Source organism: Fontibacillus phaseoli (assembly GCF_003337355.1).
Lineage (GTDB): Bacteria > Bacillota > Bacilli > Paenibacillales > Paenibacillaceae > Fontibacillus > Fontibacillus phaseoli.
The window spans coordinates 84,239-100,607 of sequence record NZ_QPJW01000006.1 but is presented as its reverse complement, the minus strand read 5'-3'; the positions used below and the strand labels follow the sequence as shown (position 1 = coordinate 100,607).

Below are 16,369 nucleotides of genomic sequence, written 5' to 3'. Positions count from 1 at the left end.
ATTTCAAAAAAAATATCGAGATAATTTCGGACGGAATATTCTTTATTTTGCGTGAAAACCCCCTATAATATACTGAAATTTTCAAAAGTTACCGCTTACATTATCCGTTGATATAAAGGGAAGCCTAAAAGCCTCCGTTTTGAGGTATTACCGGAAAGCGCTTAATTCGAAACGTTTCGTAAGCACATTATAATCCCGGAATTCATGAAATTCAAGCCATTAAATTAGTTTTTATTAAAATTGCATGATCCTTCTTATTTAATATGCTGCGACGCCTAAGACTTAATACCCTGATGAATCAGGTTTGTAACAGGCTTTACTATTTCGTCGAGTCGTGCCATAGTTACCAAAGTTCGGTACTTCGCTGTCCCTAACCGGGTAGGCCCCCAACTGGACAAGCCCCTCAATTCGGTCTTGATTCTTTATGCTTGCCATCGAACCAAAAGCCCCAACCTCACGGTTGGGGTTATTACTCATCTCCTGTCATATCTCAATATTCTCGCGAAAACTCCGCGCTTTCTTTTAATTGGACGATATCATGGCCCGTTGGATTTTGGAAGGCACGAAGTCCGAATGTCGGAGCAACCGCAAAAATATGATCAAAGATATCCGCCTGAACTGATTCATATACTCCCCAGTTGATATCGTTGCTGAAAGCGTAGATTTCCAACGGCAGTCCGTTATCTCCCGGCGCCAGTTGCCTGACAATCATCGTCATTTCCTTATGAATTTTCGGATGATTTTTCAAATATTGATGAATGTATTCTCGGAATACACCCACATTCGTAAGTTGCCTACCGTTCACTTTGCTTTCCGTATTAATCCGGTGTTCCATGTTGTACGCGTTAATTTCATCTAATCTGGTCGTGACATAATCGGTAAGGTAGTGAATCTTCAGAAATTCATCAATCATTTCCCGGGTACAAAAGCTTATGCTGCTCGTATCGATAAAGATGCTTCGCTTAATCCTTCTGCCGCCGGATGCTTGCATGCCTCTCCAATTTTTGAACGAGTCCGAGATGAGGGCGTAGCTCGGAATCATCGTGATCGTCTTATCGAAATTCATAACCTTTACCGTGTTTAAGGTAATGTCGATCACGTCGCCGTCCGCATGGTATTTAGGCATTTCAATCCAGTCGCCTACACGCACCATATCATTCGATGATAATTGAACGCCTGCCACCAGACCTAATATGGAATCCTTGAAGATTAGCATCAGAACAGCCGATAAGGCACCAAGCCCGCTGAGAATGATCAAGGGATTCTGACCGATAAGGTTCGAGATCACCACAATGCCGCCGACGATGAACAGAACGATCTTCGCCACCTGAATGTAGCCCTTAATCGGTCTAATCTTGGAGACTTCAAACGAGCGATAAATCGCATCAAAGGCATTGAGCAGCGCATTAAACACCGTGATGGTTACAATAGTCATATAGGTGAATGCGGCTTTTTCAATCAATGCTTGATAGGGCGGAAAAATGGATGCGGAATAGTAGATGATGATCGCCGGCACGAGATGCGACAGCTTGTGGAACACTTTTTTCTCCAAAATGATATTGTCCCACGTATACCGGTTGTTATTGACAATATGAATAATCGTCTTCAGTACGATTTTTTTGGCTATAAAATTGGCCAGTATAGAGACCACGGCTATAAAAACAACCATGATCAGATTCGAGAGATAACCCATGGTTTGTTCGCTCATGCCATATCCGTCTAGTTGATTTTTGATAAATTCCATGGTTTCCTCCTAACGCAGTTTGACATCCACCTCATGGTTTGAAGCCTTGTGTTAGTATGTAATATAACCTAACATCAAAAAGTTGGCCATGGAAGAAAATTCCCTTTTCGCCCTCCTGATCTTTTTAGGAAGAGTATTACATAAATATTGATTATCACTTCTGTAGACGTATAATATTTGTAAATAGCTTCCTTGTACATACTTCTATCAAATAAAAGCAAGGTGTGTGTGAAATGGATAAAATTATTGAGGTATCCAATCTGCATAAATCTTACGGGAATGTTCACGCTGTGAAAGGAATTAGTTTCTACGTAGAAAAGGGAAAGCTGTTCGCATTCCTTGGACCTAACGGTGCGGGCAAATCCACAACGATCGACATCATTTGTACTTTTCTAAAGCAGGACAGCGGAGAGGTAAGCTTAAATGGGCACGAGCTGGGCAGAGAAGATGATCAAATCCGTTCCGTCATCGGGGTGGTATTTCAGGACGGACTGCTCGACCCGCTTCTGACCATTGAAGAGAACCTTAGAATTCGCGGCGGGTTTTATGGACTAAAGGGTGCTGCACTGGACAATGCAGTCCATAATGCGGCTACCGCGACAGGCGTATCTGATTTATTGAAGCGTCACTATGGGAAACTATCGGGTGGTCAGCGCAGACGGTGCGACATTGCACGGGCTCTTGTCAACACGCCTACCATTCTCTTTTTGGATGAACCTACCACCGGTCTTGATCCGCAGACTAGAAAAAGCGTATGGGAGACAATTAAGCACCTGCAAAAGAAAACCGGAATGACCGTTTTTCTTACCACGCATTATATGGAAGAAGCCGCCGAAGCGGATTATATCCTGGTCATTGATGATGGCCAAATTGCCGCAAAGGGTACTCCTGCAGAGTTAAAGGAAAATTACTCCCACGATAAGCTATCTCTTAATTGTACAAATATCGACCAGGTGTGCCTCCTATTAGATGAACGGGATGCATCATATACTTGTATTGCTGACCGAATCGTGATTCCATTGCCATCTACCATGGACGCTCTGCCAATTATTGAAGCTTGCAAGGATCACATTCGAGGTTTTGAGGTTACAAGCGGGACGATGGATGACGCCTTCATCGGTATAACAGGCAAGGAGGTGCGGGCATGATTGGATTTACAAAGAGAAATCTCAAAATATTTTTCAGAGATAGGTCTTCCGTATTTTTCTCACTGCTAGCCGTATTTATTATACTCGGACTTTATGTATTGTTTCTCGGCGATGTGTGGACATCCAATCTTAAGGATGTACCGGGTGCGAGAGAAATGATGGACAACTGGATTATCGCGGGAATGCTGGCAGTAACCACATTCACGACGTCTATGGGTGCTTTCGGCATCATGATCAATGATAAAACACAAAAGATAACGAAGGACTTCTATTCATCGCCGTTAAGCAGAAATAGTATTGCAGGCGGATACGTTCTTAGCGCATTTATCATTGCACTGATTATGAGTGTCGTTACGCTTGTGCTTGGCGAAATCTATATCATTGCTAATGGCGGGACTATTATGAGTCTGCCGGTCTTGCTGAAGGTGCTCGTATTAATTGTACTTTCAGCCTTCGTGAATACAGCTATTATATTTTTTATCGTGTCTTTCTTTAAGAGCCAAAATGCCTTCGCAACGGCAAGCACGATTATCGGAACGCTGATTGGTTTTCTGACGGGAATCTATCTTCCCATTAGTATGCTCCCGGAAGGAGTACAATGGATTATTAAGCTGTTCCCCGTTTCTCATGCAGCAGCTCTGTTCCGTCAAGTCATGATGGAGGCGCCCATAGCCTCATCATTTGAAGGAATGCCCTCAGAGAACGCTGCTGAATTCAAGGATATGATGGGCGTAACCTTCAATTTTGGCGATTATACAACGACCGCCACAACAAGTACCCTTGTTCTGATTGTTACCGCCGTAGTATTTTATGGATTATCTGTTTATAGGGCATCATTGAAGAAAGTATAGGCAGGCCTACAAAAGGCAGGCTACCTTCCGCGCGCAGCTCCCAGCGCGCGGTGCTTTGCTGCATGACGGCGGTCGGTCGAACCACATGCATCGAGGTAATATTAGTATTTGTAATCTTCATTGGTTTGATAACCTTTGTTTATTTTTCACAAATATGGGGTTTTAGGTTGTTCAAATCCGTCTTATGATTAGATTGGGTTGGGATACTTCAACACTTCGTGAACGCGCGTTTATTGTCCTGCCTATCACCCACTTAATAGGAGGAATGGTCATGCAATACGGCTACTTTGACGAAAAAAACAAGGAGTATCTCATTACGAAGCCGAATACGCCGGCCCCTTGGGGAACTACCTCGGCTCACCGGAGTACGGCGCCATCATTTCCGGCAATGCAGGAGGGTACAGCTTTGTAAAGTCCGGCGCGAACGGACGGCATATCCGATATCACTTCAATTCCAAGGATGAGCCGGGACGCTATATTTATGTGCGAGACTTGGAGAACGGGGATTATTGGTCCGGCTCTTGGCAGCCGGTAGGCAAGGATCTGGATCAGTACAAATCGGTATGCCATCATGGAACCGGATACACGAACCTGGTTTCGGAGTATGACAGCATCCGGACGGAAACCTTATATTACGTGCCGCTGGGCAAAACTTACGAGGTGTGGCGCCTGAAGGTCCGCAATGATGGCTCCAAGGCCCGAAAACTGGCTCTCTTCGGATTTGTGGAATTCACCAACCATAACAACTATGAACAGGATAACGTGAATCTTCAATACACTTTGTTTATTTCACGGACCTATTACAAAAACAATATGATCCTCCAGTCCATTAATGAAAACGTTCCCGAGGACCAATGCTGGAGATTTTTCGGCGCCGCGGGCGCGGAGGTTATCGCTTACGACGGCGACCGGGATACGTTTCTCGGCGATTACCGCGGTTACGGCAATCCTTCCTCCGTCGAAATGGGCCAATGCGCCAATTCGCTAAACTATAACACCAACTCCTGCGGTGCCCTACAGATTAACGTGGATTTGCAACCGGGAGAAGAAAAGGAAATTGCCTTTCTCCTGGGACAGTATGACGAGCAAGGCGCGTCCGAAATTCTCGGCCATTATCACGATTTGTCCGTCGTGGACAAGGAACTCGAAGAGTTAAAAACATTTTGGCACAGCAAACTTAACCGTTTTCAGGTCCAAACGCCAAGCGAAAATCTGAACAGCATGATCAATACTTGGAACGCCTATCAATGCTTCATCACCTTCATCTGGTCCCGTGCCGCCTCCTTCCAATACTGCGGTCTGCGCAACGGACTCGGCTATCGGGATACCGTGCAGGATATTCAAGGCATCATTCATCTGGATCATGAAATGGCGCTCGAACGTCTGAGACTGATGATCTCCGCCCAGGTCTCCAACGGCGGCGGTCTTCCGCTCGTGAAATTCGACCATAACCCCGGGCATGAGGGCACGCCCGACGACCCGGAATACGTGCAGGAAACCGGCCATCCCCACTACCGTGCCGACGATGCTTTGTGGCTGTTCCCGACCGTCATCAAATATTTGAAAGAAAGCGGCAACTGGGGCTTTACGGAGGAAGTGATTCCTTATTCGGACCAAGGCGAGGACACGGTTTACGAGCATTTGCGCCAAGCGCTTCAATTCAGCTTGGATCGCATGGGCATCCACGGCATGCCGGTCGGACTTTACGCTGACTGGAACGATTGTCTGCGTCTTGGAGCCAAGGGAGAGTCGCTATTCGTCGCCTTCCAGCTGTACATGGCCTTCCAAGTGTTTATGGAAATCGCACAGAACAAGAACAAGCCTGACGATGTAGAGTGGGCACAAGGCCTGCTTGATGAGCTGGACGCGAATATTCAAAAGCATGCTTGGGAGAATGATCAATTCGTCCGGGGTTTTACGGAAGACAATTATACGGTCGGCTCCTGGGAGAACGATGAGGCAAGAATCTGGCTGAATCCGCAAAGTTGGGCCGTATTAAGCGGCGCAGCCCGCCCGGATCAAGCGAAGCTTTCCATGGACAAAGTGTACGACAATCTGCGGACCGAATACGGCACCATGTTATGCTACCCGCCGTTTAAAGAATATGGGATGCCCGTAGCCCGGATGGTCCTTTTCAACGCCTCGACCAAGGAGAATGCCGGCATCTTCAGCCAGCCGCAGGGATGGCTCATTTTGGCGGAAACGATGATCGGCAACGGAGATCGCGCGTTTGAATATTTCCTGGATTGCAGCCCGGCCAGCATGAACGATAAGGCCGAAATCCGCAAACTCGAGCCCTACGTGCATGGACAGTTCGTCGAGTCCAAAGACAGCCCGTATCAAGGCCGGGCGCATGTCCATTGGCTCACCGGCACCGCCTCGACGGTGATGGTCTCTTTGGTGGAGGGCATCATGGGGGTTCAACCGCAGTTTGATGGCCTCCGGATTAACCCGTGCGTTCCTTCCGACTGGAAGGACTTCTCCATGGTGCGGGAATTCCGCGGCAAGCAGCTGAATATTCAAGTGGAAAACACAAACGGTGTACAAAAAGGAGTTTCCCACATCATTATTAACGGCAAAGAAATCCAGGGCAATCTGATCCCGGTCGCCGAAATGGAAGCCGAGAACCATGTGCGGATCATTATGGGGTAAGACATCATCCATGGGGTCGCGGGCTTGCTTCCTGTAATATTTAAGAAAAGCAACCTCTATCCGCTTCGGACGGAGGTTGCTTTCTTTTGCCTCCATCTAAATTCTCAATTCCCTCATTTTCTCCGTGACTTTCCCGATCCTGTCCTCCAGATTCGTCCTGTCGAACTTCGGAAGTTTCAGATCGCTTACGAGGGTTCCGTCGCGCATAAATAGAATACGCTCACTCCGCGCCGCAACCTTGGCGTCGTGGGTGACTAGCATAATCGCGGTACCCTCCGCGTTGATCTCGGACAACAGGTCCATAATCTCCTCCGCGGATTGGGAGTTGAGCGCGCCCGTAGGCTCATCGCCGAAAATAATCCTCGGGCTGTTCATAAGCGCCCGGCATATTCCCGCACGTTGAAGCTGACCTCCCGAAACCTGCGTAATGTCGCGCTTTTCAAGCTCGGAAATGCCCACCCTTTTCATAAGCGCTCTTGCTTTTTTCGTAATGTCGGCGGCATTTCTTCGGTTACCCCGCATCGACGGAAGTATGATGTTGTCGAGGATATTCAGATGTTTCAGCATCGTCGGCTGTTGAAAAACGAATCCCATTTGGGTCCTGCGCAGATCCGAAAGCTCATTCTCCCCGATCTCCGATAAATCCCTGCCGTCAACCGCGACTTTTCCGCCATTAATTCCATCCGTCCCGCTCAGCGCAAACATCAGCGTTGATTTTCCCGAGCCCGAAGGCCCCATAACCGCAACGAACTCGCCTTCGTTAATGTAGGCTGACACTCCGTCAAGAACATTACGCTTTTCATCCCCCTCGCCGAAAGATTTAATGATCTGATCCCCGATAATGATCTTCTTCATAGGCCTACTCCTTTATATTTTCGGAAATTTGGATTTGTCCCGCCCGCGATGTGCCGATCAGGGTGGCGATAAGCACCGAGCCGATCATCATCAGCGGACTAAGCAGGTACGCGGAAATCGGATGGACGGTAAAATGAAACGCCGACGCTCCAAAGGAGGAGATCACCGCGCCCGCAAGCCTCTCTCCGAGCGTATTAGCCAGAAGCGTGCCAAGAGCAATTCCGAGAATCAAAACGAATGCTGAGCGCGAAATGTACTGTGCCTGAATATCCGAGTTGGTAAAACCGAACACTTTCATCACGCTAATGGAAGATCTGTCTTTTGCGACAAGCATTTTCATAAACAACAGGGTAACCAATACCGTGATCATCAGCGCAACGACAATAGCAGCATATGAGGCCTTTTCGACGGAGCTTATGGTCGAGCCGAAGGTCTGTTTTATATAGTCGTCGATGTCCGACACCTTGGCATAATCAAACCTGTCACCATATTCCGAAACCTTACTGCCGATCAGAGATGGATCCGAAAGCTCCGCACAAATTACGTACCACATCACGTCACCCGAATTGTCGGCGAAAACGGCCTTTGCGGTTTTACCTCCGTTGGTAATGTCGGAGTAAATGCCGCTTACCTTGAGATTATTGCCCTTCCCTTCCATCGTCAGTGTAATGACATCCCCGACCTTTTTGCCCAGTTCATTGGCGTTCATGGCCGAAAGCGCAATTTCGTCTTCCGCAGCGGGAGCCCGGCCCTCGGAATATTTTACGGGGAAGACGGAATGGTCGCCGAGCTCGATTTTCAATCTTTCCTCCGCCCCGTCCTCCGTCTTGGCCCGGAACGTTTTTGTAGTAAGCACGACAACCTTTGAAATGGCGCTGTCGCCGCTCATCGTCATTACAATTTCAGCGGCTTTTTCGGAAATATGGTCGGTCTGCTGGAGGTCTATGCGCATATCGGCGTCACCTATCCCCATATATTGGCTGAACCCCTTTGAGGAAATCGTGTTGTGCAGATTCTGCGGAACAATGATGATAAATGCCGAAATGATCAGCACCGAAAGCATGGTGGCGTAAAGTTTTTTCCTTGCGAGAACGTCTTTGATTCCGAGAAATACGTTCGTGTTAAACAGCCGGTTGCCGCTCAGGTTAAGGCGCTTTGCACCTGCGGCTTTTTCCTGCGAAGTGCCGAAGCGGACGGCTTCGGCGGGAGATATTCTCCGAAAGCGTCTTAGCACTCCGTTTACGTAGGCCATGATGGCAAGGAATACAAGCAGGATGCCGATGATTCCAAAAAGTAAGGCTAAAGAAGAATGATTGCTTTCCCCCATATAAAGCCGTATATTTTCAAGAAGCAGGCCTTTGAATATGAACGAAAGTCCAAATCCGAGAATACAACCTGCCGCCGCCATAGCCGCGTATTTAGCAAGATATATTTTCTTAATGTCGAAAACGCGCAGCCCTATGGCCTTCATAACACCGATTTCCCGGTAGTCGTCTTCGATTTTCGCAAGGAGCGTAAAACGGATGCACATCAACGCGATGGCAACGACGAGCACGCTGACAAGCAGGATTACCCCGATCATCATCCCGTCGGAAATGGCGTTGATCATTTTGAACAGCGGATAAGTAACCGTCGGTCCGTTCGCTTCAAGTCCTGCGGTGGCATAAGCGGTTTCGAATGCGCCGAGCGCCGCCAAATTCTTCAATCTAAACTCAATCAGATACTCCGTGCTTCCCAGGTTTTTAATTTCTGCGTAATCATTTTTACTGATAAGAAATCTCTTGGAGGAGGAGAGCGTGGAATTCATTTGCGAATCGCGGAGAAATCCCGCAACGACAAACTCCTTTCCGCTGATGACGGCCTTGTCGCCGACCTTTGTGGTGTTGTCCTTCATATAACTTAGCGGAACATAAAGCTCGCCGTCGGATGCATGGATGACGTTTCCGTCAAGATCAAGCAGATAGTCGAACTTTTCGCTCTGGATGCTGAATCCGTTATCTTGAACATTATCCGCAAGCGAAGTATCGCCTAATCTAATCCGCGCACCGTCCATGTTGAGGAATTCCAGCACCTGAAATTCGTCGACATGGCCGTTCCGCTCCGCAAATTCCGTTAGCCGGGCCGTATCGATTTCCCCCGTATGCATCTGCATAAAATGCGGCGTTTCCGCCCGCGTCATAAGCGTATCTATTGCGCCCGAAAGATTTACGACGAGCATCACCGCAAGGGAAACCAGCATCGCCGCGGCAGCAACAAAGAACATGGTTGCCAACGTGATCAGCTTGCTTTTGGCTATATCATTACGGATTATTCTGTAATACATAAGTCACCTCCGTATTCAAGCTTTTTAACCGGTTTCAGGTGATACAGAAGGATCGAAGTCATGCATAACAGCATACCGGCGATGATAATGAGCAATCCCGTTCCCCTGCCGCTGCCCGTGCCGATGATCTTTCCCACACTATCGGCAAGCAGGCCGCCTTCAACCAATAATGGAGTGAACACATAATCCGCCAGCAGACCCGAAAACGCATAAGCGGCAACAAACCCAAGCTGAGAAAGGATTCCGATCAATGCCCACGCTCTGCCCTGAACGGAATTATCAAGGTTGGTGCGAACCAAAAAATCCAGGCTTGCGTTGGCAAACGGCATCATGGCAAAAAAGAGAAATCCCGAAATACAGATCAACACCATATTTTCGCGAAATCCGAACCCCGCCATAAACACACCTACACAAAACAGAGATATTGAGAGAATTTTCACGTAATCTTTTTTGATCGGAAGGAATCCTAATAGCACACTGGATACGAGCATTCCCGAAGCGACGATGGTTTCAAGCGTTCCAACTGCGGAACTGTCCGTAAAAGCAAGCAACATCGGTATGGACAACGTTTCAATTACTCCGAGGAACAAGGTCAGCACCGAGGTCATGATGACAAGGACAAACACGCCTCTGTTTTCGGAAACCGCGCTCCAACCGTCTTTGAATTCACGGATAAACGACTTGGTCTGTTCGCTTGCCTTGGAGGCAAGGCCGCTGCGTACGGCAAGAGTAGTAATCACAGTGACAAAAATAGTGCAAATGTCGAGGACAAGCAACAGCTTTACATCCGAAACGGTGAGTAAAAATCCGGCAATGACCGGAGAAATCAGAAATTTTGCCGAGCCCGCCACCTGGACCAGACCGCTTGCCTTCGTGTACTGCTCCTCGGTAAGCAAATCCGTAACCGTAGCTCTGTATGCGGGTTCGAGCAGCGATGAAAACACCGAGCTTAAGGTAACTCCCACGCAAATCTGCCATAGCTGCGCTTCTCCACCAAGCATACATAGGAGGATGAATACAAGTCCCAGTGCGGAAAGGCCATCGCCCAGAACCATTAAAAGCCTGCGATCATAACGGTCCGCAAGCACTCCCGCAAAAGCGCCTAAGAGGAGCGACGGCAGAAACGCAAGCAAGGTTACAAGCGCCATCGCCGATGCCTTGCCCGTCTGCTGGAACACATGAATCCCCAGCCCGAACGACGTAAGCCCGCTTCCGATGGCCGAGATCAGCTGTCCGGACCACAGCAGGAGGAACTTTCCGAAGGATTTGCCTCGTTTACTCATGGCCTCCTCCATCTCCTCCTCCAAACATCTTCATGACATCCATAAGACTTCCGCTTTCGGCACCGAGCAGCCTTTCTACGTTGCAAATAAAAGCCAGCACTCGTGAAGCGCGCTCCTCCTCCGTCATGGGTACCATATCCTCATCAAAAACGGTATTGGCATAGATCACGACCATCTCCATGCATTCATACGGGAACGGGGTGCTGAACATTCCTTGCTCGATACCCTCGCGAATGATTCCCGTCAGGATCGGCGTAACGCCGTTAATGATGCTCTTCTGGATTTTCTGATGCATAAGCGCGTTCTGCGGCTTGTGAATATGCTCCATAATTTCCTCACTGCTGCTCCCGCCGCTGCTGATATTCAGTGCCATTACGGCGCGAATCACGCGCTCGATGACGGGGATGCTTTTATCCGCGGCAATTTCCTGCGCCGCACCTAAAATGGAGCTATTATAGCGCTCAATCAGCGCATCCATAATATCCTCCTTCGACTTGAAGTGATGATACAGCGTTCCCCGCGCTATTCCTACCTTTTCAAGAAGATCATTTGTACTCGTGCCGTCAAAGCCCTTCTGACCGAAAAGCTCATCCGCCGCGTCAAGGATTTCGTTTCTGCGTTCTTCCGCCTCTTTTTTAACTCTCATTTTTGGGAACCTCCTTCATTACCGACCGACTGCCTGTCGGTTAAATAATACCATGATATTCCAGGTTGTCAAGGGAGTTCTGATTCATGTAAAAAAACCGATATTCACTCGTCATACCGAGTAAATATCGGAAATTATGAATACATTACGCTTTATTCTATATTCTTACCCGTAAAGAGCGAAACTCTGGCCTTTACCAGCTCTGTATATTCCTTCTCCATCTTCTCGGCTCCGACTTTATCCAACTCGGCGAGGAAGTCGTCATAAACTTGATCAAATTTGTCCGCTTTGGTCAAAATCGCCTCTGGAATTCTTTTTTGGACGATATCTTGGGTTTTCTTAGAAATGACCTGATATTCTCCGTCTGTTGGAACCTGCATATTGTACAAGGCGCCCCACTCTTTGACAGGAAGTTCGTCTTCGCTTGGGAACAGTTCCTTCCAAGTCTTTGCCTTATAAGCGGCTAACGTTTCCTTTTCGACATCCGAATATTTGGCGATGATTTGTTCCGGGAAATTGGTTGTATAATAATTGCCTGTGGAATCTTTGACGCCATCCCCGTAGCGCGGAGCAAAGGTCGTATACAAATCGACGCCCGTTTCTTTGGCAAACGTGTTGGCATCGTTGACTTTTTTGTTGAGAACATCGGCAGGAATGACGCGGGTACCGTTTTCGACGATATATTGCTTACCCTCGATCCCCCAGTTTCTTAACACTTGACCTTCATCGGATGCCAGCCAGTCAAGGAACTTGATCGCGCGGACCGGATCTTTGCAAGCGGTCGTAATACTAATGCCATAGCCATCAACCCCGAAAGACTGCATGGCATGATCCTTGTATTCTTCGCTCAGCGTAACCGGAAAGTGCGCATACGTATATTCATATTTGCCCGCGGCTTTCAATGCATTTTCAGCTTCAGCGTATTCCCAGTCCACCGAAGTCAAACCCAGTACGCGGCCACTGGCGATTTTCGCTTTATATTGATCTTCTTTTTGGACAAAAGAATCCTTATCGAGCAATCCATCATTGTACAGCTTGTTCAACCAGCGAAAATATTCTCGTTCTACCGGTCGTTTATAGTGAAGCATCGCTTCATAAGTTTCGGGGTCCACATGATATTCGCCGTCGTTCATGCCGCCCGTCGTGTTATTGGCCTGATTGGTGACCGTAATCAACATTTTCCAACCATCCGCATTCAGCGTGAGCGGAATTGTAGGTTGGCCGTCCGTAGTCGGATGCTTCTCTGCGTATTCCCTAAGTACGTTTTCAAAGTCATTGATCGTTTTGATTTCCGGATAGCCCAGTTCCTTCAGTACGCGATGCTGAACTTGAAAGCCGTTCGTAGCATCGAAATATTGCTGGTCAACTCCGATATTGGTCGGGATCGCATAGATGGCCTGATCTTCATTGCTGTATTTCATGCGGTTCATGTTCTCGCTCATGATCTTTTTGATATTAGGGGCATGTTCCTCAATCAAATCAGTGAGATCTAGAATGGCCTCCGTATCCACCAGTTTACCGAGCTCACCCTTAGCGAAAATAAGATCCGGATAATCGCCGCTTGCCGCCATCATGGAGATTTTGTCTTGTCCTCCGCCGCTGCCGATATCAAACTCCGCGTCGATGGTGACTCCGGTTTTGGCCGTTATTTCCTTACCCACTTCATCCTGCATGTTGTTCCAGTTTGGATTCGCATCAGCACCAAAAAAGGTAAATGAGATGGGGCTAGTATCGTCTCCACGGGTTGAATCCCCTGAATTCACGGTTTTATTTCCCGAATTGCCGCAGCCTGCACTGACAAGCAGCATACTTGCCAATAAAAGAATTCCAAAGTTCTTGTTCAAGCTTCGCATCTAATCATCCTTTCCCCCTGTATATTTCTCGAAACAAACATCAATTGAATACGCTTTCTTTAATGGCTGCAAACCATCCACCCGGCGAATTACGGCCTTGCTTACATTCCTTATTCTATCGCATCGTTTATAGGCAAACCTTGATTTTCAAGTCATTCAATAGCATGATATAGACATATGCATAATCAGGCGGTGATCCTTTGAGTAATGTATATTTAAACTGGTTTACGAGGGATGAGCATTTCCCCTTTTTCATTCAATACGGAGGACACGAGGAAGACACCTTTGATCATAGTCACGTGGACTTCTCCGAATTAGTCATTGTCCTGAATGGACACGCTACTCATATCGTCAATAACGAAGAATCATTTATCAAAAAGGGCCATGTTTTTGTTATTAACGGCAGTACTTCTCATGCCTATAAAGAGCCTCAGGACTTTAAGATTTGCAACATTATGTACAAGCCGGAGATGCTTGAATCCGCCGGCCCCGATCTGCGGACGTTGAATGGGTTTCAGGCGCTTTTCATTTTGGAACCGTTTTATCGAAATATCACCGCTTATAAAAGCAAATTAAATTTGTCGATTTCAAGCCTGGAATATGTTGCGTCTCTCATCTCTTTCATGGTCGGGGAATACGAGTCCAAGCTTCCCGGTCATCAAACCTTGCTCGCTTCGCGCTTCATGGAACTCGTCGTTTATTTGTCCAGACATTATGACAATGGCGAAAAAGACCTCGACAGCGGCCTGATCCACCTTGCGAATGCGGTCTCCTATATTGAAGATCACTATCTCGAGCCGATCGCGTTGGAGGAAGTTGCCGCAAAATCGAATATTTCCATAAGACACTTAAACCGGATTTTTAAAGCGTATTATCAAACGACGCCGATCGCTTATCTTCAGCGGCTTCGTCTCGAAAGAGCCTGCATGCTCTTAAAACAAACCCATCTTTCAGTAACGGATATCTCCTATGCGTGCGGATTTAATGACAGTAATTATCTGGCCCGCCTATTCAAAAAGACCTATGGGATGTCGCCTCAAACCTACCGAAAAAACCGGTGAATTTAATTCACCGGTTCATAATCAAACCAATCAAAATACGCGGGGGTAACTTGCTCCGATTCACTCGTTGCATACATCGCCATAAACACGCCTGTAAAGCCGCCCGCTACTTCTGTGGAAAGCAAATGAGTTTCGCCCCATCCCATCTCAAACACCTTCGATTCAATGGTTTGGAATGATGCTTCAAACTTCTCGAGAAGAGCTTTAATTTGAAGCACCACTTCCCCCTCAGGGCAATCGCGCATTTCTTCTACCTTCATCGAGCCGACCGTCCGGCGAAAAACGATCATCTTCCGTCCTCTCTCGCGCCTTACGGCAAGATCGTAATGATACTTCTCGTTCATATAAACGGTTAAACCGGCCTCTTCCCCATCTATAAGCGGCTCAAATTCCATCGCTGCTCGAATATTGCTGGAGAAATGACAAAGCCGTCGCCCTACAAAGGCCGGAGAACCGATATCGTTCAAAGACGTTTGATTGCCATGCAGAACAAGATAACCCGGCCGTTCTTCCAACGACCAGCAGCCTTGCTTGAGATTTCGTAAAAATGTCCAATCCATTCCCAGCCGGGAACGGTTGAAGTCGTCTCTGACCGGCTTCTCCGGCCAACGCACTTCCGGTAATTCAGGCGCTTCCATTAGGGGATGAATGTGACCGTCGTTGCCAACGATCGGCCATCCGTCAGCACTCCAGCTTACGTTCGCGAGGAAAACCTCTCTCCCCAGGTGGTGCCTGTATGGATAGGAAACAGGCCTTACTCCTAAGCAAACGGCCCACCAACTGCCGTCCTGGGTTTGGACCAGATCCGCATGGCCCGTTGCGTGTATTTTGCTATCCATGCTTCGGTTTGAAAGAATAGGATTATGAGGACAGGATTCATAAGGCCCAAACGGATCATTGCTTCTGGCTACGGTCTCCATATGTCCGTATTCGGTCCCGCCCTCGGCGATCATCAAATAATATTGATCATTGATTTTGTATAAGTGAGGCGCTTCGGGATGTGCCCCGCCCGATCCTGTCCAGATCAAGCGACTCCCGGTCAACATACTCCCGGATTCGATATCGATTTCGCATTGATATATACCGCCGTTACGTGCAGATTGAAAATATACGCGGCCGTCATCATCGAACAAAAGAGAAGGATCTATGCCGTCCTGAGCAACCTGGATGGGCTTCGACCAGGGACCTTCGGGATTCATCGTTTTAACGTAGAAATTCCCGACTCCGCTTACATTAGTAGTCACCATATAAAACCAGCCCTTGTGATAACGAAGAGTCGGAGCATAGATTCCCCCTGAACTCCATGCATTGGCGAGCGGAAGCTGCTCTTCGGTTGTTAAGCAATGGCCGATCTGCCGCCAATGGACAAGGTCCTTGCTATGAAAAATAGGTACGCCGGGAAAATATTCAAACGAGCTCGTAACCAAATAATAGTCGTCACCTACCCGGCAAATACTAGGGTCCGGGTGAAAGCCGGGGATCACGGGATTGGTAAACTGCATCCATTGCACTCCTGTCTTAATCGATTTTTGCAGCCTGGAACACACTTGGTTTTATCAAGTGATTATCCTCGCAATCCCCATTATATTTCACATCATGAAATAAAACCTTCATTTTCAAGTCACTTAACTAGCATGATATAGACATACAAATAGGCCTTTGTACCACATCCCGTGTTTCCTGATGATTAAGTAGCCTATTGCCGAAAGCGAAATGTACTGCACCTGAATATCCAAGTTTGCGAACCTTTGTAAGTCTGAATTTCATGGCTCTAGAACTTTCGCAATAATACCTGCCAAGCTTATAAATTAAGGATTAATTATAGCATAACGGGCATTACCGTCTACAAAATCGTTTATTTTTGAAATAGTGTTGTTTTTGGGAAGTTCGTAAATCTGCGCTTGCAGGAAAAATTGGCGCTTGCAGGAATTGCCGTTGCGGCGAGGGCTTGGT

General features: G+C 47.6%; 12 protein-coding genes. 5 read left to right on the top strand and 7 right to left on the bottom strand.

Annotated elements, in window-relative coordinates; translation table 11 throughout:
• Window positions 1-490 precede the first annotated feature (490 nt).
• On the bottom strand, window positions 491-1,744 hold the full coding sequence (locus tag DFP94_RS15805) for a mechanosensitive ion channel family protein (protein ID WP_114497430.1): 1,254 nt from the start codon (window positions 1,742-1,744) through the stop codon (window positions 491-493).
• 233 nt (window positions 1,745-1,977) lie between these two features.
• Here DFP94_RS15805 and DFP94_RS15800 point away from each other — a divergent pair, with 233 nt between their 5' ends.
• The 4 genes from DFP94_RS15800 (at window position 1,978) to DFP94_RS15790 (ending at window position 6,395) form a co-directional block, all read left to right on the top strand.
• The gene (locus DFP94_RS15800; RefSeq protein WP_114497429.1) at window positions 1,978-2,892 is read left to right on the top strand and encodes an ABC transporter ATP-binding protein; all 915 of its coding nucleotides are present in this window, start codon (window positions 1,978-1,980) and stop codon (window positions 2,890-2,892) included.
• Window positions 2,889-3,743 (top strand): ABC transporter permease, encoded by an 855-nt coding sequence (locus DFP94_RS15795; RefSeq protein WP_114497428.1) that lies wholly within the window; start codon window positions 2,889-2,891, stop codon window positions 3,741-3,743. Before DFP94_RS15800 ends, DFP94_RS15795 begins: the two co-directional genes overlap by 4 nt.
• Window positions 3,744-4,014: 271 nt before the next feature.
• Window positions 4,015-4,155: a hypothetical protein gene (locus DFP94_RS26070; protein WP_245954895.1), complete on the top strand. Its 141-nt coding sequence runs from the start codon at window positions 4,015-4,017 to the stop codon at window positions 4,153-4,155.
• The gene (locus DFP94_RS15790) at window positions 4,119-6,395 is read left to right on the top strand and encodes a glycoside hydrolase family 94 protein (protein WP_245954891.1); all 2,277 of its coding nucleotides are present in this window, start codon (window positions 4,119-4,121) and stop codon (window positions 6,393-6,395) included. The genes DFP94_RS26070 and DFP94_RS15790 overlap by 37 nt, the downstream gene beginning before the upstream one ends.
• Before the next feature lie 96 nt (window positions 6,396-6,491).
• On the opposite strand, the gene DFP94_RS15785 is transcribed toward DFP94_RS15790, so the two are convergent.
• The 5 genes from DFP94_RS15785 to DFP94_RS15765 all read right to left on the bottom strand — a co-directional run bounded on the left by DFP94_RS15785 (window position 6,492) and on the right by DFP94_RS15765 (window position 13,355).
• Window positions 6,492-7,250: an ABC transporter ATP-binding protein gene (locus tag DFP94_RS15785; protein WP_114497427.1), complete on the bottom strand. Its 759-nt coding sequence runs from the start codon at window positions 7,248-7,250 to the stop codon at window positions 6,492-6,494.
• A 4-nt stretch (window positions 7,251-7,254) separates the two neighbouring features.
• The gene (locus DFP94_RS15780) at window positions 7,255-9,573 is read right to left on the bottom strand and encodes an ABC transporter permease (RefSeq protein ID WP_114497426.1); all 2,319 of its coding nucleotides are present in this window, start codon (window positions 9,571-9,573) and stop codon (window positions 7,255-7,257) included.
• Complete coding sequence (locus DFP94_RS15775; RefSeq protein WP_114497425.1) at window positions 9,558-10,856, bottom strand: MFS transporter; 1,299 nt, start codon at window positions 10,854-10,856, stop codon at window positions 9,558-9,560. Before DFP94_RS15775 ends, DFP94_RS15780 begins: the two co-directional genes overlap by 16 nt.
• The gene (locus DFP94_RS15770; protein WP_114497424.1) at window positions 10,849-11,502 is read right to left on the bottom strand and encodes a TetR/AcrR family transcriptional regulator; all 654 of its coding nucleotides are present in this window, start codon (window positions 11,500-11,502) and stop codon (window positions 10,849-10,851) included. The genes DFP94_RS15775 and DFP94_RS15770 overlap by 8 nt, the downstream gene beginning before the upstream one ends.
• 152 nt (window positions 11,503-11,654) lie before the next feature.
• Entirely contained in the window at window positions 11,655-13,355 is a 1,701-nt protein-coding gene (locus DFP94_RS15765; RefSeq protein WP_114497423.1) for an ABC transporter substrate-binding protein, read from the bottom strand.
• A gap of 200 nt (window positions 13,356-13,555) precedes the next feature.
• Between DFP94_RS15765 and DFP94_RS15760 the strand changes: the two genes are divergently transcribed.
• A complete protein-coding gene (locus DFP94_RS15760; RefSeq protein WP_114497422.1) occupies window positions 13,556-14,416 on the top strand; it encodes a helix-turn-helix domain-containing protein in 861 nt (286 codons plus the stop codon).
• A gap of 2 nt (window positions 14,417-14,418) precedes the next feature.
• Here DFP94_RS15760 and DFP94_RS15755 read toward each other — a convergent pair whose 3' ends face one another.
• A complete protein-coding gene (locus DFP94_RS15755) occupies window positions 14,419-15,918 on the bottom strand; it encodes a glycoside hydrolase family 43 protein (protein WP_114497421.1) in 1,500 nt (499 codons plus the stop codon).
• Window positions 15,919-16,369 lie beyond the last annotated feature (451 nt).

Excerpts from the sequence above, each read along its gene's own strand:
- DFP94_RS15755 (WP_114497421.1), bottom strand. The coding sequence starts at position 15,918 with ATGCAGTTTACCAATCCCGTGATCCCCGGCTTTCACCCGGACCCTAGT.
- DFP94_RS15785 (WP_114497427.1), bottom strand. The coding sequence starts at position 7,250 with ATGAAGAAGATCATTATCGGGGATCAGATCATTAAATCTTTCGGCGAG.
- DFP94_RS15775 (WP_114497425.1), bottom strand. The coding sequence starts at position 10,856 with ATGAGTAAACGAGGCAAATCCTTCGGAAAGTTCCTCCTGCTGTGGTCC.
- DFP94_RS15770 (WP_114497424.1), bottom strand. The coding sequence starts at position 11,502 with ATGAGAGTTAAAAAAGAGGCGGAAGAACGCAGAAACGAAATCCTTGAC.
- DFP94_RS15800 (WP_114497429.1), top strand. The coding sequence starts at position 1,978 with ATGGATAAAATTATTGAGGTATCCAATCTGCATAAATCTTACGGGAAT.
- DFP94_RS15805 (WP_114497430.1), bottom strand. The coding sequence starts at position 1,744 with ATGGAATTTATCAAAAATCAACTAGACGGATATGGCATGAGCGAACAA.
- DFP94_RS15765 (WP_114497423.1), bottom strand. The coding sequence starts at position 13,355 with ATGCGAAGCTTGAACAAGAACTTTGGAATTCTTTTATTGGCAAGTATG.
- DFP94_RS15795 (WP_114497428.1), top strand. The coding sequence starts at position 2,889 with ATGATTGGATTTACAAAGAGAAATCTCAAAATATTTTTCAGAGATAGG.
- DFP94_RS26070 (WP_245954895.1), top strand. The coding sequence starts at position 4,015 with ATGCAATACGGCTACTTTGACGAAAAAAACAAGGAGTATCTCATTACG.
- DFP94_RS15780 (WP_114497426.1), bottom strand. The coding sequence starts at position 9,573 with ATGTATTACAGAATAATCCGTAATGATATAGCCAAAAGCAAGCTGATC.